At 52.7% G+C, this 18853-nt stretch carries 25 protein-coding genes and 1 other annotated feature; of the genes, 2 read left to right on the forward strand and 23 right to left on the reverse strand.

What is annotated here, in order from left to right; translation table 11 throughout:
* Positions 1 to 29 precede the first annotated feature (29 nt).
* A complete protein-coding gene (gene gcvT, locus BLU70_RS05375; protein WP_074692538.1) occupies positions 30 to 1124 on the reverse strand; it encodes a glycine cleavage system aminomethyltransferase GcvT in 1095 nt (364 codons plus the stop codon).
* Between the two features lie 184 nt (positions 1125 to 1308).
* On the opposite strand from gcvT, the gene BLU70_RS05380 reads away from it, so the two are divergent.
* Together BLU70_RS05380 and BLU70_RS05385 are read left to right on the forward strand one after the other, a co-directional pair.
* Complete coding sequence (locus BLU70_RS05380) at positions 1309 to 3024, forward strand: DEAD/DEAH box helicase (RefSeq protein WP_040289310.1); 1716 nt, start codon at positions 1309 to 1311, stop codon at positions 3022 to 3024.
* Positions 3025 to 3029: 5 nt separating this feature from the next.
* On the forward strand, positions 3030 to 3947 hold the full coding sequence (locus BLU70_RS05385; protein WP_074692635.1) for a YqhG family protein: 918 nt from the start codon (positions 3030 to 3032) through the stop codon (positions 3945 to 3947).
* A 15-nt stretch (positions 3948 to 3962) separates the two neighbouring features.
* Here the strand turns inward: BLU70_RS05385 and zapE are convergent, their stop codons facing one another.
* From zapE to BLU70_RS05495, 22 genes are all read right to left on the reverse strand, one after another.
* Positions 3963 to 4889 (reverse strand): AFG1/ZapE family ATPase, encoded by a 927-nt coding sequence (zapE, locus tag BLU70_RS05390; RefSeq protein ID WP_074692541.1) that lies wholly within the window; start codon positions 4887 to 4889, stop codon positions 3963 to 3965.
* A 12-nt stretch (positions 4890 to 4901) separates the two neighbouring features.
* Positions 4902 to 5420, reverse strand: coding sequence for a shikimate kinase (locus BLU70_RS05395; RefSeq protein ID WP_074692545.1), 519 nt, complete (start codon positions 5418 to 5420; stop codon positions 4902 to 4904).
* 5 nt (positions 5421 to 5425) lie between these two features.
* Positions 5426 to 5830 (reverse strand): hypothetical protein, encoded by a 405-nt coding sequence (locus BLU70_RS05400; protein ID WP_143027486.1) that lies wholly within the window; start codon positions 5828 to 5830, stop codon positions 5426 to 5428.
* Positions 5830 to 6135 (reverse strand): hypothetical protein, encoded by a 306-nt coding sequence (locus BLU70_RS05405; protein ID WP_040289245.1) that lies wholly within the window; start codon positions 6133 to 6135, stop codon positions 5830 to 5832. Before BLU70_RS05405 ends, BLU70_RS05400 begins: the two co-directional genes overlap by 1 nt.
* 97 nt (positions 6136 to 6232) lie before the next feature.
* The gene (locus tag BLU70_RS05410) at positions 6233 to 6574 is read right to left on the reverse strand and encodes a hypothetical protein (protein ID WP_040289246.1); all 342 of its coding nucleotides are present in this window, start codon (positions 6572 to 6574) and stop codon (positions 6233 to 6235) included.
* On the reverse strand, positions 6571 to 7047 hold the full coding sequence (locus BLU70_RS05415) for a pilus assembly FimT family protein (protein ID WP_074692550.1): 477 nt from the start codon (positions 7045 to 7047) through the stop codon (positions 6571 to 6573). Before BLU70_RS05415 ends, BLU70_RS05410 begins: the two co-directional genes overlap by 4 nt.
* Positions 7047 to 7427 carry a type II secretion system protein gene (locus BLU70_RS05420; RefSeq protein WP_074692553.1) on the reverse strand — a complete coding sequence of 127 codons (381 nt, stop codon included), beginning with the start codon at positions 7425 to 7427 and terminating at the stop codon, positions 7047 to 7049. Before BLU70_RS05420 ends, BLU70_RS05415 begins: the two co-directional genes overlap by 1 nt.
* Positions 7428 to 7453: 26 nt before the next feature.
* Positions 7454 to 8458, reverse strand: coding sequence for a type II secretion system F family protein (locus tag BLU70_RS05425; RefSeq protein WP_074692554.1), 1005 nt, complete (start codon positions 8456 to 8458; stop codon positions 7454 to 7456).
* 43 nt (positions 8459 to 8501) lie between these two features.
* The gene (locus tag BLU70_RS05430; RefSeq protein ID WP_006446678.1) at positions 8502 to 9488 is read right to left on the reverse strand and encodes an ATPase, T2SS/T4P/T4SS family; all 987 of its coding nucleotides are present in this window, start codon (positions 9486 to 9488) and stop codon (positions 8502 to 8504) included.
* Positions 9489 to 9613: 125 nt separating this feature from the next.
* Positions 9614 to 9985, reverse strand: a complete 372-nt coding sequence (locus tag BLU70_RS05435; RefSeq protein ID WP_052012277.1) for a Mov34/MPN/PAD-1 family protein — start codon at positions 9983 to 9985, stop codon at positions 9614 to 9616.
* A complete protein-coding gene (gene obgE / locus BLU70_RS05440; RefSeq protein WP_006446680.1) occupies positions 9969 to 11249 on the reverse strand; it encodes a GTPase ObgE in 1281 nt (426 codons plus the stop codon). The genes BLU70_RS05435 and obgE overlap by 17 nt, the downstream gene beginning before the upstream one ends.
* Positions 11250 to 11255: 6 nt before the next feature.
* Entirely contained in the window at positions 11256 to 11723 is a 468-nt protein-coding gene (locus BLU70_RS05445) for a Spo0B domain-containing protein (RefSeq protein ID WP_006446681.1), read from the reverse strand.
* An 87-nt stretch (positions 11724 to 11810) separates the two neighbouring features.
* A complete protein-coding gene (gene rpmA, locus BLU70_RS05450) occupies positions 11811 to 12110 on the reverse strand; it encodes a 50S ribosomal protein L27 (RefSeq protein WP_040289316.1) in 300 nt (99 codons plus the stop codon).
* Positions 12111 to 12127: 17 nt separating this feature from the next.
* On the reverse strand, positions 12128 to 12451 hold the full coding sequence (locus tag BLU70_RS05455) for a ribosomal-processing cysteine protease Prp (RefSeq protein ID WP_074692557.1): 324 nt from the start codon (positions 12449 to 12451) through the stop codon (positions 12128 to 12130).
* Positions 12451 to 12762, reverse strand: a complete 312-nt coding sequence (gene rplU / locus BLU70_RS05460; protein ID WP_006446684.1) for a 50S ribosomal protein L21 — start codon at positions 12760 to 12762, stop codon at positions 12451 to 12453. Before rplU ends, BLU70_RS05455 begins: the two co-directional genes overlap by 1 nt.
* 8 nt (positions 12763 to 12770) lie before the next feature.
* Positions 12771 to 12848, reverse strand: a sequence feature (ribosomal protein L21 leader region).
* A 44-nt stretch (positions 12849 to 12892) separates the two neighbouring features.
* On the reverse strand, positions 12893 to 13792 hold the full coding sequence (locus tag BLU70_RS05465) for a M50 family metallopeptidase (RefSeq protein WP_006446685.1): 900 nt from the start codon (positions 13790 to 13792) through the stop codon (positions 12893 to 12895).
* The gene (locus BLU70_RS05470; RefSeq protein ID WP_006446686.1) at positions 13789 to 14697 is read right to left on the reverse strand and encodes a M23 family metallopeptidase; all 909 of its coding nucleotides are present in this window, start codon (positions 14695 to 14697) and stop codon (positions 13789 to 13791) included. The genes BLU70_RS05465 and BLU70_RS05470 overlap by 4 nt, the downstream gene beginning before the upstream one ends.
* Positions 14698 to 14764: 67 nt before the next feature.
* Positions 14765 to 15559, reverse strand: coding sequence for a septum site-determining protein MinD (gene minD, locus BLU70_RS05475; protein WP_040289247.1), 795 nt, complete (start codon positions 15557 to 15559; stop codon positions 14765 to 14767).
* 5 nt (positions 15560 to 15564) lie between these two features.
* The gene (locus tag BLU70_RS05480; protein ID WP_040289248.1) at positions 15565 to 16260 is read right to left on the reverse strand and encodes a septum site-determining protein MinC; all 696 of its coding nucleotides are present in this window, start codon (positions 16258 to 16260) and stop codon (positions 15565 to 15567) included.
* A gap of 115 nt (positions 16261 to 16375) precedes the next feature.
* Positions 16376 to 16897, reverse strand: a complete 522-nt coding sequence (gene mreD / locus BLU70_RS05485) for a rod shape-determining protein MreD (RefSeq protein ID WP_006446689.1) — start codon at positions 16895 to 16897, stop codon at positions 16376 to 16378.
* Positions 16894 to 17763: a rod shape-determining protein MreC gene (gene mreC / locus BLU70_RS05490; RefSeq protein WP_040289250.1), complete on the reverse strand. Its 870-nt coding sequence runs from the start codon at positions 17761 to 17763 to the stop codon at positions 16894 to 16896. Before mreC ends, mreD begins: the two co-directional genes overlap by 4 nt.
* Positions 17764 to 17787: 24 nt before the next feature.
* Positions 17788 to 18822 carry a rod shape-determining protein gene (locus BLU70_RS05495; RefSeq protein ID WP_040289252.1) on the reverse strand — a complete coding sequence of 345 codons (1035 nt, stop codon included), beginning with the start codon at positions 18820 to 18822 and terminating at the stop codon, positions 17788 to 17790.
* Positions 18823 to 18853 lie beyond the last annotated feature (31 nt).

Genomic DNA, 18853 nt, shown 5'->3' on the forward strand with positions numbered 1-18853 from the left:
TCCTCTCTTCCCAGATGTACAACCAGGTGTTACGAGGGACGATTGCCTCGCAGCCGTTTGTAAAACGGTGTTTGCACTACATGTGCTCCATGGCGCCTGCTGCGAATCTCCACAGCGAGCTGTTGGCCGACTTCAGCATAGTTGGCATCGACAAGGGCAAGCGCGATGGGCACCCCTAATGTCGGCGAAAGCGTACCCGAAGTGACCTGTCCCACCATCTTCTCCCCATGCCACACGGGATAGCCGGCGCGGGCAATTGCACGGTCATCCATTTGGAGTCCGACCAATTTGCGTGAAACGCCAGCCTCACGTTGGCGTACGAGCGCATCGCGACCAATGAAGGGTCCTTTGTCGAGCTTTACAAACGCCTGCAACCCCACTTCCAGCGGTGTGACGTCGCGATTTAACTCATTGCCGTATAAGGGCAAACACGCTTCAAGCCGCAGTGTGTCACGGGCACCCAGTCCACACGGAAGTGCACCGTGATCGATCAAGCTGGCAAATAGGCGCTCTACCGCAGTTGGACTGGCATAGACTTCAAAACCATCTTCACCCGTGTACCCCGTGCGCGATATGATACTTGGATTGCCATATAGCTCTGTACGCACAAATGAAAACGGTCGCAATTCGGTCACGTCGACATCGGCGACGGATTGTAGCAGCGTTGCGGCCTCAGGCCCCTGAATGGCAACAAGCGCCACCTCGTCCGATCGATCCTTCACCGTCACTTCGTATCCATCTGCATGCGCGCGAATCCAGGCGTCATCCTCTGCGATACGACTAGCATTGACGACGAGCCAATAGCTATCCTCAGCCAGTTGATACACGAGTAAATCATCGATCACGCCGCCAGTTTCATCAACCATCAAAGTGTACATAGCACGCCCTACCCGCAGGCGTTCGACATCATTGGTCACGATGTACTGGAGAAAACGCCGAGCGTCCTCACCCTTCACTTCGATCTCGCCCATATGCGATACATCGAAGATGCCGACAGCCGAACGAACCGACGCATGCTCCTCGCGAATGCCGCGATACTGAACAGGCATCTCGAAGCCGTGAAAATCGATCACTTTTGCGCCCAACTGCAAATGGGCATCATATAGCGACGTTCGCTTTCCCATTGCTATCCCTACCTTTGCGAAGGTATCCGAAGCGATGATGGCCACACAGCCAGCCCGCGTGTTGACGCAAATATGTTTCGCATCAACTGTAGCGCATTTGTGAAAGAATACACACCACTTGTCACATACTACATGACGCAATAAGAGAGAAACAAGCAACCAGGAGGGGATCCCTGTGCCTACGATGTTGCAAGCAGATTGGCGCAACTCGTTCGCTCGGCCGAATTCGACCAGTGTGCCGATCCAGTGGACGGGCCTGTCGCTTGCACAGGAACTCAATGCAATGCTCCATCTTGGCCAAAGCTACGACCACCGACACTGGGAGTTGTTCCAACTGGCGGCCATTGCGACACAGGCGAATATGGCGCCAACTTTTGAAGACTTATTGGCACTGGAACACGTGCGTGGCTTTGCGCCCCTACCACACCAAATTGAAACCGCCAAACGGGTAGTTCGAGAGTTGCGTGGACGCGCCATCTTGGCCGACGAAGTGGGGCTTGGCAAGACGATTGAGGCTGGCCTTATCTTAAAGGAGTACTTATTGCGTGGCCTCGTCAAAAAAGCTTTAATCCTCGTACCAGCTTCGTTGGTTCTCCAGTGGACCAAAGAATTGAATGACAAGTTTCGGATCAACGCAATCCCGCAACGCAACGAGTGGACCTGGGAACAGGAAGACATCGTCGTCGGATCCTTGGACACTGCGAAACGCCCACCCCATCGAGACATTGTGTTGCGACAATCGTGGGACATCGTGATCATTGACGAGGCTCATAAGCTGAAGAATCAGAAGACGAAAAACTGGCAGATGGCAAACCAAATTCCGAATAAGTATTTGTTGTTGCTTACGGCGACACCGATGCAGAATCAACTTAAGGAACTTCATACGCTCGTTACACTTCTGAAACCTGGACATTTAGGTAGCGCCAATCAGTTCTCTGTACAATACGTCGCGGACAAGCGAACCGCCAAGGATCCTGACAAACTGCGCGAGACCATTGCCGATATCATGATTCGCAATCGCCGTCAGGACGGCGGAACGCGCCTACCGAAACGCCACGTGCAGGTTGTGGATCTCGATCTCTCGGCTGAGGAAAGGTCTTTCTACGAAGAAGTTCAGCAATTTTTAAGGGACGAATATCAAGCAAGGCTGTCGATGCATGCCTCGATGTTGCCACTGCTTACCTTGCAGCGTGAAATTTGCAGCTCGTCATATGCTGCACTGATCTCTCTGGAGAAGATGCTGAAAAAAACAAGCCACCCGATCCGTCAGGAGCGCCTGCAGAAACTGATTGAAATGGGTACCGCGATACCTGAATACACCAAGATTCGCAAAGTCCTAGAACTCGTCGATGAGTTTGACGACAAGTGCATTATTTTCACAGAGTACCGCGCAACCCAAGACTTCATCATGTACATGCTGAAGAAACGCGGTATTTCGGCGGTGCCTTTTCGCGGGGGTTTTAAACGCGGCAAAAAGGACTGGATGACCGAGCTATTTTCCCGCAAAGTCCGCGTTCTCGTCGCAACTGAGTCAGGAGGGGAGGGAATTAACCTTCAGTTTTGCCACTATATGATCAACTACGACTTGCCGTGGAATCCTATGCGCCTTGAGCAACGGATTGGCCGTATACATCGTCTTGGACAATCCGAAGAGTGCCATGTTTTCAATCTTGCGACACGCGACACGATTGAACAACATATCGTGCAAATTTTATATGAAAAGGTTCGCATGTTTGAAAGCGTGATTGGGACGCTAGACGATATTGTAAGTGATACTCGATTAGATGCATGGGAAAAACGGGTCTTTGAAGCAACCATGACAAGTTCGTCACACGAAGAACTCGCAACGAAACTGCGGGCGCTTGACCCAAGAGACATGTCAGTGCGAAAGGGACGGTGAACCCATTGACAAACGGCCACCCATTGCGGACAAGTGACGAGCGTCTGGCGTTTTGTGATCGATACTTTGCCGCGGTCGGGGCAGATGTCATTTGCAAACGGCCAATGTATCGCGAATTCGTGCTGCCGATCGATGTCGATAAAGAGTTGACAGATCGTCCTTTTTATTGGATGTGGGTGGAAAAGACAAATCAAACCGTTGAACCCACCACACTCCGGCTCGCCTTTGACCAAGAGGCAAAGTTGCGAGAAGATGAACACCTTGCCCAGTTACACCAGCAGTCCCTGGCCGAAGCGCAACCCCTAAGCGGATTGGATATCTTGTTTCGCAAGCCTAAGCAGACCGAACTCGTCGATCTCGGTAGCTTTCGTCTGGACAAAATACTGGAAAGTGCACGTCGGCGCGGACAAACGGTTTGTGTCACGCCATACAGCGAACACCCCCATACGCAACTCATCCCTTGGCTGATGACGAATGGCCTTACGCGATACGTGACCGACTCTGTAAGCGAAACCTGGTGGTCCATTGGTGTCTGCCTCTTGAACTTGCAAATCGTCGAATCGTTTTACAACAAAATTGCACATTTGGAGATGACGGGCACCTCTCCTCAAATCATCGTTGGCCAAGCCAAACACTCATTGCTGGAAGCAGCAGATGCTGTGACGACATATCTCTCGCGTCTTGTGGAGCAAGGTGACTTGGCCTGGGCAGAAGAAGCCCGCCTTCGTCTGGCGGACGATCTCGCCCAACTCGACGCCTATTATCGGAGCATCGAAGCGGATTACCCTCCCGAGGAGCGCGACCTGCTACAGCGAGAGCATGTCAAAAAACGGCAGGCCCTAATTGAGAAAAGCACGCCCCGAGTCGAAATGGAGGTTGCACAGATAGCTCTCATCGGACTCCCGCTGCGGACACATACATAAAGCGAGTCGGATGTATCATACCAGGGTTTTCAGATGGCGTTGACGGGCATCTGGCCCATCCATTTTCACAAGAATTGCCATATTCATCACGCGCGATCGCAAAGGAGCCACCGCATCATGGATGTCGTCTGCCCCTTTTCGGTATGCGTCAGGAGGACTATAGTTGCTCGTGAACCAAGTCGACAACTTTGCATGGAAGCGATGATTGATGACGCGGAATAGCTTCTCCATACTAAAATCGTTTGCTCGTTCCTGGGCGAATTCGTCAATTCCAAGCACCGGGACGGTCGACAGTGCCTCGAGAAAGGGCTCAAGATCTTGCCCATCTGCAATCAGGTGGCGCATGTGATCAAAAAGCGAGTCGGAGCGGACAATTAACGATGGTACACCCCGTTCACGCAACTGATGAAAGACAGCAAACATGAGATGGGTCTTACCGACGCCAGGTGGGCCAAAGATATACAACCCAGGCTTATCACCAGCAGCTGACGGCTGAAAGTCGCGCGCAAATTCCCGGGCATACTTGATTACGTTTGGATAACGCTTAGCTTGTTCCAATGGATAATTGGAAAATTGAAATGAGTCGTCCACTTCTGTCACGCCAGCCACGCGCGCGAACCGATCGACCTTGGCCTTCGCCATGAATTCATGAAATGGCTGGCAACGGCGAACGCCAAACGAAACCCCTGCAGTACTCGGTTCGAGAACTTGGACAAAACCCTTCATGTCCCCGTGCTTTGCACATGTGGCAAAACCTCGGCATGCCCGACATATGGATGACTGCCGCAGATACTCGAGCAGTGCAGCGCGATGGCGGTGAATGAATGCATCGGAAACGTTTAATTCATGGAGTTCGGGTATCTGCCTGCGGAAGTACGCGACGTCGTATCCTGTGTCATGTCCGGAAAACTGCTTGGGAAAGAGACTTTCAATGTGCCGCATGCAATTCGCCACCTACTCCCCTATAGCCGTTTCAATTACGGACTGCGCAATTTCCTCAACACTTCCATGGTCGACATCGACAATCCACGACGCTACATCCTCGTACCACGACTGACGTTGCATCAGCAAATCGCGCACGCGTTGAACTGGATCGCCACCCACTTGAAGCAACGGACGCTGTGTGGCGGCATTCTTTAGACGGTCGAGAATCGTTTCGGGCTTGGCGCGTAGATACACGGTCGTAAACGACGCCTTCAACAGTTCCCTGTTTGCCGGATGGACGATGGCGCCCCCCCCTGTTGCCAAAACGACACACTGCATGTCTCGTCCAATGGCACGAAGTGCTTCTGATTCTATAGCGCGAAATCGTTGTTCACCCAGTGTCACAAAAATGTCTGGGATTGTCATTCCCGTTTTGGTTTCGACATAGCGATCGAGATCGACAAACGGCACGTCCAATCGTGTCGCGACAACCTCACCAACCGTCGACTTACCACTAGCCATGAAGCCAATCAAGGCTAAACGCTGCATGATGATCACTCCGTCAGTTCAGGACCATTGTCCTGCCACGCTCGTGTTGTACGAGCGATTGTATCATAGACAAACGAAATTGTATCGGAAACAGCCCCGTTCACAATCTCAATTTGTGTAGATACGTTACGCCCATCGACCATACATTCCATGGTAACGTGGTCGCCCGCTATCGTCCAGGATTCAGCACTGGGAAGTTTTTGCCCCGCTTGGAGAGCCTGCAGTACGGTCAACGCAATACTTCGCCCAACCACATTGCACTGAACAAACTGGAGTTGCCTTGCCTGGCTCATCCATGCGATCCGCCCCGTATACACGAGGGCCGACAACAGAACACTTAGGGCTATTACAATGGTCAGCACGTAGACCAGAACCGCCCCCGACTCACAATTCATTTTTCCGCTTTGCATCATGTGCCACTCATTCGAGCCACAAACCAATCTCTTTCTCCTGACGTCAAAGTCAATTGGCACGCAAGGATCCCCCCTCCTTCCATTTTCATCTGAAGCGATTGCACATGAAGAGCAAGGACGGCAGTACCCCCGCCTGTCCGATAGCGAATCAATTCGTGTTCGCGATTTACGTAATACGTGTATTGCGTTCCATTGAGTTCGTCGAGCAACAAGTTTGATCCGAGCGTCGAACACGTAGTGGCAGCGTGAATATCCTGCGTGAGCACACGATGGATACCATCGACAGCTGCCATGTCTTCCACCAGTTCCTCCTGTTTATGAAGAAACATATGGACCTGAAAAAACAGCGCGCTTGCCAGAGTCACTGCTAGTGTTCCGATACTGAAGCCAATCATAGTTTCAATGAGAGAAAAGGCTAGTATCGCATCTGGGTATTTGGCTGGCAACAAGGGGACCATTTCCTGCGTCGATTTCAACTTGGTAACCAGTGCTACACCCCGCCTGACTCGGTGCCTCATAGGAAATCTGAACCACTTGATAGCGCATCCCTCCCTCCTCAACGCTTGTTGGCGCCGCTTGGCCGCTTAGCGTCAATTCCGCGATCGCGCTGTAGACCATTTCCGCTCCTTGCAGTTCGCGAGCCATCGCGTAAGCGTTTAAGATATTCTTCTCGGCCATTGCAGATAAAGGCAGCACACAAGCCAACACGAAGGTCGCGATAAGGCTCTCCCATACGTTCATGAATCGATCCACCCCGCTGCTTGTAACCCGGATCCCATATACAGATGGATATCTCGTTCATCCGGACCATCGGTCATGCGAATGACACCCGCCGCCTGGGCGTCACCAAGATTGTCGTAAGATATTTCGTGAACAGGAAACGCAAGGTAGCCGTCAACATAGTGGATACCAGGGGGAAATTCGTCCTGTTCGATCGTGACAACCCCGTGCGTAAGGTGGTACCGCGTGTCGTACGGATCGAGCCACACAGTTGCAAATGTCCCGCTCGTCGCGGCTAAGGTCTGTACCATTCTCATCTGTTCGAGTAGCTGATAGGCTCCCACATCCAGCTCGCTGCCACGAATCATGCCGATTCCTGCCCCAGCCGCAAACAAGATACCTACGCTCATGAGCGCAACGGCTACCATCATCTCAAACAGCGTAAAAGCAGCCGCGTCATGCCTGAAGGGCGAGTGCTGTTTGACTGGGACCATTACTCATTCTCCGCGCTGTTCCCATTTGCGGAACAGCTCACATTGATATTGTTGGTATCTGTATCCTGAATCACATAGTTACCCTGTAATGCGTCATTTGAAAGCAAACCATCTCCCACTAAAGCCTGAATTTGTTGTGCAGAATTTCCTGCCGGCAGGGACTGATGTAAAAGCTGATACTCGGCTAGTGCCGCAGAGATCGTCCGCACGTTCCCGGAACAGGCAGTGGCCTCTGCCCGCGCGGACGCATGCATCAACTGTGGAGTAATCATAGCGACCATGATGGCGACGATGACGACAGCAATCATCAATTCAATTAAGCTAAACCCTTCCTGTTTCGTTTTCAGATCTAGAATTCGTCTAATCGTGTGCGTCGGCACCGCAATCCCCCCACATTGTTCAATGGCTAGCTCAACTGCGCAATGGCCGTATACATTGGACCAAACACGCTGTACACAACGCTTCCGACGATGAGGCCCATGATGCAAGTCACCAACGGCTCAAGATAGCGCCGAGTGGTGTCCAGTTGATTGATGATCTGGCGACGTAACAGTTCACAAGCGCGTGCCATGCAACTCGCCATATCGCCCGTTTCCTCCGCGACGCGTACAAGTTCGAGTAAAAGCGGATCGTAAGCAGTGGGGCCGGAGGCATCTTGTAAAGCTACGGAAAGCGAACGCCCTTGAAGCAAGGCTTGGTGCAGCCGTGCAGCCTCATGGGCATAAAGCTTCGTCGTCTGCTCACTCTCCGCTTGTAGCACATCCAACAACGGGATTCCAGCGGCAAGTTGAATCGATAACTGGTAAGCCAATCGTTCACTTCGCTGGCGGACTATCCATAGGCGAAATGGTAGGCGTAGTTGATGTGCAAACGAAGTTCGTCGTTGTAATGCCCAGATAAGTAGCAAACCGACAGCGCTACACGTCAAAAGAACCATCAGCATGACTGGCAAATTAGCTGCCAGTGCCAGAATGGGGTTCATGCGGTCATGAGAAACCGCTAAAGACGCCACCAGTTGCCTGAGCATGGGGTCGACCTCAAATCGCACGAACAGCGCTAAAACGTAACAACTAATCAATAAGATGCTTGGATAAGCGAGCGACCGCGATATCGTTCGTTTCCACTCCAATTGTTCATCAATGCGCTTCGCCACAGAGAGTAAGCCATCTGCAAATGTTCCTGCCTGCTCCGATGCGCGCAAGATAAGCAAATGTTCCGGAGTCAAAAAGTCCTGAAAGGCGGGTGTCAGACTGGCCCCCGATTCCACGCGACCGAGTGTCCGTGCGGCAAGTTCCCTTCCGACCTTGCCCTCGCCCATCGCCGCTACGGCTGCTCGGCGAATGTCGAGGCCAGACCCTAGCATCTGGCCAACAGACTCCAGCCAAACATGCGTGGCGTGCAGGCGACGCATACTACGCCATCTTCGTTGGGCAAAATACGTGCGCCAAAATTGACTACATACTCGAAGCGAATGGCAGACACTCCACCCTCGCCAACGACTCGTCACATAGAATACCCAATCCGTTCCACTCACCTTGCTGTTGAGCACCTCCAACAACGGGAGACGGTAGTGTCTCCAAGGTGTACTGTTGTTGATCCTTCCCTTCATCTGAGAGAACTGCATGCTGCACGATCACGCCAGCCAGCACATCCCGAACCACAGCCTCCGGTACGCGAAAATCGATAAGGCGCATCATCGTTCCACGAAGGCTGTTTGCATGCGTCGTGGCAAACACCAAGCGACCGCTCAAAGCTGCTCGGCAGGCCGCGTGCGCGGTTTCTTCGTCTCGAATTTCACCAATCATCATCACGTCCGGGTCTTGCCGCAAAAGCGAACGTAATGCGGCATGAAAGGTCAAGCCCGAACGCTCGTGAATCTCAATCTGTCTGCAATTCGGCAGTGGCATTTCGACCGGATCCTCTAACGAAAACACCTGGTGGCCACGATTAGCCAATTCGTTCATCAAACTATACAACGTCGTGGTTTTCCCGACGCCTGTGCGACCAGAGACGACGATGAGACCACTTCTATGGCACAACCAACGTTCAATCTCGCGAAGCTGCGCGTCCGTAAATCCCAAACTCCTCATCGGTAAAGCAGCCCTTTGATCCATCAGGATCCGCATGACAACCGATTCTCCACGGTAAATGGGCAAGGCAGACAGGCGTATAAATACCTTGCCCTTCGCCCACTCCCAAACAAAACTACCCTCCTGCGGGGACTGCCGAACGGTCACATCCATGCGTGCCAAGGCTTTAAACCTCCGCAGCAACTCCTCACCTAAGTACGAGAACGACATAAGCGGACGCACAGTGCCATCAACTCTGCAGGAAACGGTGACCTGTCCTTCGTACATCTTCAGATGAACATCGCTGGCACCCAATGCAATGGCTGCATCCAGAACGTCTTGCACCATCCTGGCCGTCGTCAAAGCTTCCATGACTCGACTCCTCCTTTGGCACTAAGAATTCTAGGCAACACAAAAAACGCCTGTTTTCTATCCATACAGGCGCATATCATTATGTAAATTTTCACAGAGTTTGATCACGTTTTACGATGGGAAGATCACGAAGACCAAATGAAGGTGCGCGGAGTGAACGATTCGTGTTCACGTACGAGCAAAATATGCGATCCACCGTACAAGCGAAACCCGTCATCCAATTTGCTAGGACGTTCTAATCCATTCGGATGGCTATGGAAAGACGCAACGATGCACACACTATGGTGATCTAAAAGATAGAGCGTGGGAATGAGCACCGCCGGATCGACCAAGACGGATCGCGGCGATGCTATCGCAGGAAGAGGCACTGTCCAATACCGACGCCGCCAAACGACAAGACCCACGCATTCGTAGGGATGGCTTGCCACCGCGATCGACGTCAGTTCGCACAGGATTTCTTTAGGTAACGAGTGACTGGTTTCAGTCCACAAAGTCAAACACCATATCTCCAATGCGAATACTGTCGCCGTCCTTCGCACCGCGCTCACGCAACGCGTCGTCGACTCCGCGTTGCTTGAGAATTCTCTGAAATCGTTTCACCGCATCGAACTGCTGAAAATTTGTCATTTTAACAAGTTTCTCAAGCTCTTCACTTTCGACAATGAATGCACCGCCTTCACGGCGAATTGTGAATGGCTCCTTACGCACAAGCCGATAGACTTTATGCTCCTCTTCGTCCTCCGTGATGGTTTGCGGTTCTATCTCTTGTGGCAGGGCATCTAGCATGTCAGCCAGCTTGCGAATGAGAGGCTCAAGACCCTGATGTGTTGCGCCCGAGATGGGAAACACCTCAAGCTCCGGATACGCTTGCCTAAACCGCTCTAACCCGTCTGCGGCGCCTGGCAAATCCATCTTATTTGCCGCGACGATGCGTGGACGTTCAGCCAGCACCGGGTCGTACGCAGCTAATTCTCTTTCGATAATGCGGAAGTCCGCAACCGGATCGCGACCATCCACTGATGCGACATCAATTACGTGAACGATCACGCGCGTTCGTTGAATATGGCGGAGAAATTCGTGTCCCAGGCCATGCCCCGCGTGCGCGCCCTCGATAAGGCCCGGGAGGTCGGCGATGACGAATCCTCTGCCGTCCGATGTTTCGACGACACCAAGTTCGGGGTTAAGCGTCGTAAAGTGATACGCGCCAACCTTTGGTCTCGCGCGCGTCACTGCCGCAAGCAATGTGGACTTCCCGACAGATGGGAAACCGACAAGACCGACATCTGCCAAGACACGAAGCTCAAGTTCTAACCAGCGCTCTTCGCCTGGCTCACCCTTCTCGGCCATATCAGGAGCTTTATTGACAGCAGTGGCAAAGCGCGCATTTCCACGCCCCCCGCGGCCGCCCCGAGCAACCACAAGACGATCTCCGTGCTGCGTCAGGTCGCCGAGAAATTGTCCGGAATCTGCATCGCGTACGACCGTTCCGGGTGGAACTTTGATCACCATATCTGGGGCATCCGCACCGTGTTTATTTTTGGTGCCTCCCTGCTCGCCCGGTTTTGCCTTAAAATGGCGTTGATAGCGGAAATCGATGAGCGTCCGCAAACCTTCGTCGACAACGAATACGACATCGCCGCCCCGCCCCCCATCACCACCGGCTGGTCCACCGAGCGGCACATATTTCTCGCGTCGATATGAGACGATCCCGTTCCCGCCATCGCCGCCTTTTACATAAATTTTGGCATGATCAAAAAACACTCGTTATCACCACCTATTGACGACAAAGTTGAGGGCTGGGTAGATGCGCACCCATTCATCGAACCGTTCCCATCCCTCACCTGAACAAACGACTTGAAATCCATGCTCATCCACAGTAACCCGCATTCTACCTCGCTGTCCGTGTATCGAAAGTTCGTCATTCCACGTTTGTAACCACTTTCGAAATTGCTCCACTGCCTCATCGTCCGGCTCTTTGTGACACGCGAAAGACTCTAAAAGGACATGCGGGCAGACTGCTGCCGTCCACATCAATTGTTCACCGAAAGCACCTGCGTTAATCTGCCATGTGGTTAGGGACTGCAACCAGGTTGAAAGACGATCCACTACAGCGACAGCCTGCGCCGGGCGTTCCATCTGAAGATACGCCCGAATGAGTTGTAATTCATTTAATACGTCATGCCGATGCGCCCGAAATTGGACCGCCGGATTGGATTGTTGCATACCATTCGGCATTGATAGCCACCTTTTCAACACAAAAGGGACTGGCTCAGGCGCCGTAGCCATTGCGCCCATGAGACAGCCCCTTCTGCTCTCATCCAATTACTGAGCTGCAACTTCCGCAGCGACTGGATACACACTCACGCGCTTCTTGCCTTGTCCAAATCGCTCAAAGCGAACGCAACCTTCAACTTTTGCAAACAGCGTGTCGTCCTTACCGATGCCAACGTTATGACCAGGATGGATCTTCGTTCCCCGCTGGCGAACGAGAATGCTACCCGCTGTTACAACTTTTCCATCGGGCTCTTTAACACCAAGGCGCTTAGAAATGCTGTCGCGGCCGTTGCGGGTCGACGATACGCCCTTCTTATGAGCAAAACGTTGCAGATTCATCAACAACATGACATCCATTCCTTTCTTCATCGTTCTGCCTGAACTGCACGTAAACGCACGAATTCAGGATATTGCTCCGCAATCTGCTCGATCCCGTAAAACAAACTGTTCATCAGTAACCTGACTGCCTCGGAAGGCTGACTCGGAAGACGACATTCAAGAACGTCCCCAGCGTCAGAAACATCCAAGGTTGTGCCAGCAAATCGTTCACACGAATTGATGGCATTGTAAACCAAAACGCTCACAGCAGCACACACAATGTCGTTTCCAGATTCCGCATATCCGGCGTGCCCCTGAACACGAAAACCTGTAACCTGCTGCCCACGCTGTAGAATCTCAAATCGAATCATTACGCCTCAATCGATTCGATGGTCAATTTCGTATACGGTTGACGATGACCCTGCTTCTTGTGGTAGTTTTTCTTAGCCTTGTACTTGAAGACGATAATCTTCTTCCCGCGCCCATGCTCAACGACCTTGGCCACCACTTTTGCCCCAGCGACCAGCGGTGAACCCACTTTCACTTGCCCGTTGTCCTGCACGAGAAACACCTTGTCCAGCACGACTGTCGATCCGACTTCGCCTTCCAGCTTTTCGACGACAATCGTATCGCCCTGGCTAACCTTAAATTGCTTTCCACCCGTTTCAACAATTGCGTACATGATTAATCTCCTTCACTCAGACTCGCTGCTCCAGGTATGGGCTGCAACCCATTTAACAACCTGGAACCATGCGGTTGTAGCGCTATACCCGCAATATATTATCACAAGGAAAAGGTGTTTGCAATGCAAATTACAGCCGCAGGCTGGCTATCGGTTCCAACCACCTACCTTCAAAAACTGCATCGAGCAGCTCTGGCTCTTCTACAAGACTCGCAACGGTACCATCCTCGTGCAAAATATAGACGATATGATATCGATCCGGTGAAAATCGCACAACCACATCGCGAATGGGAATTGCCGCAGACACCGCCAGCGCACGAGTGCGAAGCATCGTTGACCCTACATCCCGCCGCTTCGCATCCAGAAAGCGCATCGTCTCGAGACGCAAATCGCGCCGACCGCGCCATGCTGTTACGAACAAGAATAAACCGAGAACGACCATTCCAATATGAGGCCTGCCGGCAAACAATGCGGCCACACCGGCGAACATAAGAACAGCAGAGAGCGCAATCGACATTCGGTATGCCTCCTCGGTCGCAGGTTCATACCCTTTCTCTCGAGATCGGACAGCTCGATAAATACGCCCACCGTCAAGCGGAAGACCAGGCAGTAAATTGAATACAGCAATCCAACCATTCAGTCCGATGATTTCGCCGTAAATCCGACCATCGATTACCCCTGCCGTGTATAGGACGAGTGCGAGTAGCGCGCAAAGCAAATTTACGGCTGGACCGGCAATGGCGACCATTGCTTCAGACTTTGGGGAAAACCCAAGTCTGACGTACGACAGCTGTGCGACACCGCCAAAGGGCAAAAGCGAAACTTCCTCAATTTCATAACCTAACCGTTTCGCGACGACGGCGTGCCCGCATTCGTGAAGAAACACAAACATGAATAACAACAGGGCTTGCTTCAACATGCCTACAAAGTAGGCAGCCACGAGTAAGGCGACAAAAAGCGGGTGCACGCGCACCCGCGATACGCCAAACCATCGCCCGACCACTCGTTCCAAGCGCTCTAAAGCCGTCATGACGAGGCTCCTGGGAACGAGATATACTGATGTGGGTTTTCGTATTTTCCATCCTTCACGAGCGAAAACCGAAAGACAGGGTGTGTTGGCGTCGACGGCAATCTACCAATCGCTTCACCGGCCGATACAAACTCGTCCGGTTGTACACTTGCACTTGCTAAACCACTATACACAGCGGTACCTAACACACCGTGATCGATTTTTATCAAATAAGAGCCGGAACTTTTGACCACGGTTAGCACAGTACCCGACGCCGCCGCCTGCACGACATCTCCAGCATCGCCTGCGATCCACACTTCTGGATGATCCGGACCGTAATCCGCCACAATGGAGCCGAAGACAGGAGCATGCATGGGCCCTGATACCGCTTCGAGTGAAGGTGGTCGCAGGTGCAACTTGGCGAAGACGCGATCAATCGAGGGTTGCACGGAAGATGTGTAGTCTGTGTCAAACACGCTTACCGCCCGCGCAGCAACCGAGGCGGGAATCCGCGGATCATGTTGAATCGTATAGCCAACTGCCACGAGGACGACGGCACCAAGCAATTGCCACGCCCAATTCGCGCCAAATCGCGCACGTGGACCTGCACCTGTCGCCGGAACAAAACTCCGTCCGCGACTCTGTTTCATACTGCCCATCGGCGGGCGCCGCCAGATTTCACTTTCCACCTGGCGCATGCCTCCGTCATCGTCCGCAAATCCGTATGGTGACACTGGCGGCGAAACCGGTTGCTTCTGTAGGCTTTTATCCTCATCCGCGTCGACGATCCACCGCCTAGGAGCAGGCTCACTGGCATCTGTTTTAACTGGCCCAGACCCATCTCTGGGCAGAGCTCCATTCGCCCAATGTTCATGTTTGAGCCGGCTGGGGCTCTGCCAAGGCCACTTTCGCTTCACCCGCGCCATGAGGCGTTCCTCCTCTCACATACACCACATGGTTATGTGCAAAGGAGGACAAGTATGACGACCTGCATCAACGCCCTCCAATTAACTTACGAACCCGTCCCCAGAGACCCGATTTCTCCTCCAACTGCATAAGCGGTACTGATTCTCCCAAAATCCTGCGCGCTATGTTTCGATATGCAAGAGATGCTGGTGTGTTAGGTTGAATAACAATCGGTTCACCGCGATTCGCATTTCGAATGACAGCTTCGTCGTCCGGTACGACCCCTAAAAGGTCACAACCCAACATCTGAACAATCTCGTCGATATCGAGCATTTCGCCGCGCTTGACCATATCAGGGCGAATTCGGTTCACAATGAGCCGTGGGTCTCCGACCTTGTCACGCTCAAGCAGCCCTATGACGCGATCCGCATCTCGGACTGCAGTGTTCTCCGGCGTCGTGACGACGATAGCCGAATCAGCCGGAGCCACCGCTACCTTGAATCCTTCCTCGATGCCTGCGGGACAGTCGATCACGACATAGTCATAATTGACTTTTAATTGCCCCACCAAGTCCACCATTTTGGCTTCGGTAAGGGCTCGTTTGTCTTTTGTCTGCGCCGCAGGTAACAGCGTAAGGTGTTCAAAACGCTTATCTCGAATCAACGCTTGCTCTAATCGACAATCACCGTTTGCGACATCTACAATGTCATAAATAATCCGATTTTCTAATCCCATGACGACATCGAGATTGCGCAGGCCGATATCGGCGTCGACGATGCAAACCTTTTTACCGAGAAGGGCAAGTGCCGTCGACATGTTGGCCGTGGTCGTCGTTTTCCCGACGCCGCCCTTGCCCGATGTGACTACGATTACCGACCCCATGCCAATCACCTTCGTTCTTGATTCGTGTGTCTGCGTCGAGCTTTGTTCCACGTCATGAACTGCTTCATTTCGGCAACCATCATCTGATTGTCCATAAGGTACGCATACTCCATCGTAGCTTTGAGCTGTGGTGCACGACTTATGACGTCCGCAATCCGCAATTGCATAGGGGCGAATTCGGCTGCCGCAATAATCGCCGTCGTGTCTCCGTGCATTCCGGCATGTGCAATGCCGAGCAAGCGGCCAAACACGTAAATATCACCGGTCGCCTGGACATGCCCACTTGGATTGACATCGCCAATAATCACAACATCTCCGTCGAACATAAGAGGTTGGCCGGACCGCACGAGACCATGGTAAATATGTTGCGCTCGTGCCGAGGATTTACGTTGGAACATCGACTGTCGCGCATCTGTCCCCCCGCCCCATGATTTGATCAAGAAGTTGTCGCGCGCTTGAAATTGACCAAGAATGCGCCATGCCTCTTCGGGTGTCAACGCTCGCTTGCCGTAATCGACAACCACTTCGATCACAGGGCCATCAAAGATGCTGGCCGTTTCACCGAAAAGTAGGGAATGCAGATATTCGCATAGATGATCCATGTCCGCTTGCTCATCTAGTAGAAAAAGAAGTCCGTCGCGGGTACCTTTGACCGTGACGGGAGGCTTCGCATCGGATAGCGTTTCACTGTTGACAATCAACGACAATTCCCTCCAGGGTGGGCACTCGCCCAACAGGCACTATTCGCGTTCAGATATCGATTTTCCTTCATGTGCAAAGAAACAGTTGGGCGAGCAATTCCCCAGAAAGGTAAGCTCAACTTGCATCCACACTGCCGCGGGCATCATAACGGCCGCCGCGACGGTCGCGGAGCAACTTGACGTAGGCAGGATATAGCAGGAGGACGAGTACACCGTTGACAATCATCGTCTGCAAGGACTCAGATAATGCGTAATGTGCCGGATCGGCCGTCATTTGGAACAAGCGCATGAGGCCGTAAGTCACCCATGTATGTAAAAATGTCAGGGCGACTGTGGTAAAGAATGTGACCGCCAAGTTCCGCTGTAAAAATTGGCTAAAAACCGCAGCCGCAAAATACGCGACAATACCGAACGCAAACGCATTAAGACCAATAAACGAACCGTAACAAATGTCGTCGATAAGGCCAATGAGAATCGCCATCACGACTGCCGTGTTCGATCCGCGCATCAAAGCAACGAGAACAAGAATGACCAACACAAAGTCGGGATGAATCGCATTCATCGGTGGAATTTGAAAGAGTGTGGCTTCCAAAATCAAGCCCAGCCACAACGTGATAAACGTAATGGCCCATCTCATGGTGTAGCACTTCCCGATTGCCGCACGACAAACACGTCCTGAAGGTAGTCCATTTGTGCGGCCGGTTCGACGATTGCCGACTTCACCGTGTTGTGGGCGCCGTATTGAACCTTTGTAATCGTGCCGATGACGAGACCTCGTGGAAATACGTTGCTTAGCCCGGAGGTGATGACCTCATCCCCGATCAATTGAGAGGCTGGCATTTGCACGATTTGGCCAAGAAAATCGAGCGCCAATTCTCCTGCACTTGCGCCAGATCCTGTGACCACAGCAAAGGGTTGAGCTTTTGCCGCCTCCACTAAAGCAGCGACGCCATCTCCAACCTGCGTATCCGTAATGAGAATGACCTTCGCACTGTGCGTAGCAACCGTGTCTACACGACCAACCAAGCTGCCATCAGGAGCGACCACGGCCATATTCGGCTGAACACCATCGGCCGTGCCAACATTAATGGTCAATTGCGAATTCCACTCCGACGGCTCGCGCCCTACCACCGCTGCCGGGATTTCATGCAACGTATTTTTTGTTCGATTGTAAAAGTTGAGCATGGTTGCAAGCCGCTGGTTTTCCGCTTCGGCATCGCTCAACTCAGCGCGCAACGCCTGGTACTTTTGCATCTCATGCTTCAACTGGGCATTCTCCTGGTACATGCTACGCATGTCGCCCAAACCAGCAAAAAATCCGGTAATCTTACTGACAGGTCGATAAATCCATCCAGCCACCGTATTTTCTACATCCATGACAACGCGCTCAGGGAAGCTGGCCCGACGCCCACTCTGCGCCAGCGTCAGACCCGCGATGACCATTAGTACAATGACGCTCCCAAGGAGCAAAAACAGCCTGCGGCTGGTAAGGTAACGGGACACCCGAATCCCTCTTCCCCTCGAATCTTAGCCTCTGCCCTGCGCCTTTCGCAAAGCCACCGTGCGCTTGCGGTAAACATCGTAATTATCCAAGGCCTTGCCCGTTCCGATCGCGACGCAATCAAGCGGCTCCTCTGCCACCAAGACAGGCATCCCCGTTTCCCTGGCGAGCCGTTTATCGAGATTGCGCAACAATGCGCCACCGCCTGTCAACACGATGCCACGATCCATAATGTCTGCAGCCAATTCCGGAGGCGATTTTTCAAGCGTTACCTTGACAGCCTCCACAATGCTGCCGACTGTATCGGACAGGGCCTCGCTGATTTCCCGCGAAGAAATCGTAAAGTTTCGCGGCAAACCGGTGAGCAAATCGCGTCCACGAATATCGAGCGTGCGCTCGACCTCCAGATCTTCTGCAGCACCAATTTGGATTTTTAACTCTTCTGCCGTCCGTTCGCCAATCATTAAATTATATGTCTTCTTGACATACTGAATGATTGCCTCGTCCATTTCGTCGCCAGCGACGCGAATGGATCTCGCCGTGACGATTCCGCCGAGCGAGATGATGGCGACTTCTGTCGTTCCGCCACCGATGTCGACAACCATCGAACCGGTTGGCTCCCCTACTGGCAACCCAGCGCCAATGGCAGCCGCCATGGGTTCTTCAATAACCTGTGCATCCTTTGCTCCAGCTTCCAACGCAGCATCTTCGACGGCACGCCGTTCCACGGCAGTAATACCCGAAGGAACGCTGATCATCACCCTTGGGCGCCCCGACCAATTCGACTTTGCTTTCATCGCTTGACGAATGAAGTGGCGGAGCATCGTCGACGTCGTTTGAAAGTCTGCGATCACGCCGTCCTTCATGGGCCTTACCGCAACAATGTTGCCAGGGGTTCGCCCAATCATCTGCTTGGCCTCTGCACCAACGGCTTCGATGGCTCCGGTGTCGGTACGCATAGCGACGACAGACGGCTCGCGAACGACGATGCCCCTCCCTTTTACGTACACCAGCGTGTTCGCTGTCCCTAAGTCGACACCCATATCGCGAACGGAAAACATTCCTGGTCAAAACTCCTCTCATCCTGATCCA

The organism is Alicyclobacillus hesperidum (genome assembly GCF_900107035.1).
In the GTDB taxonomy this organism is placed as follows: Bacteria; Bacillota; Bacilli; order Alicyclobacillales; family Alicyclobacillaceae; genus Alicyclobacillus; species Alicyclobacillus hesperidum.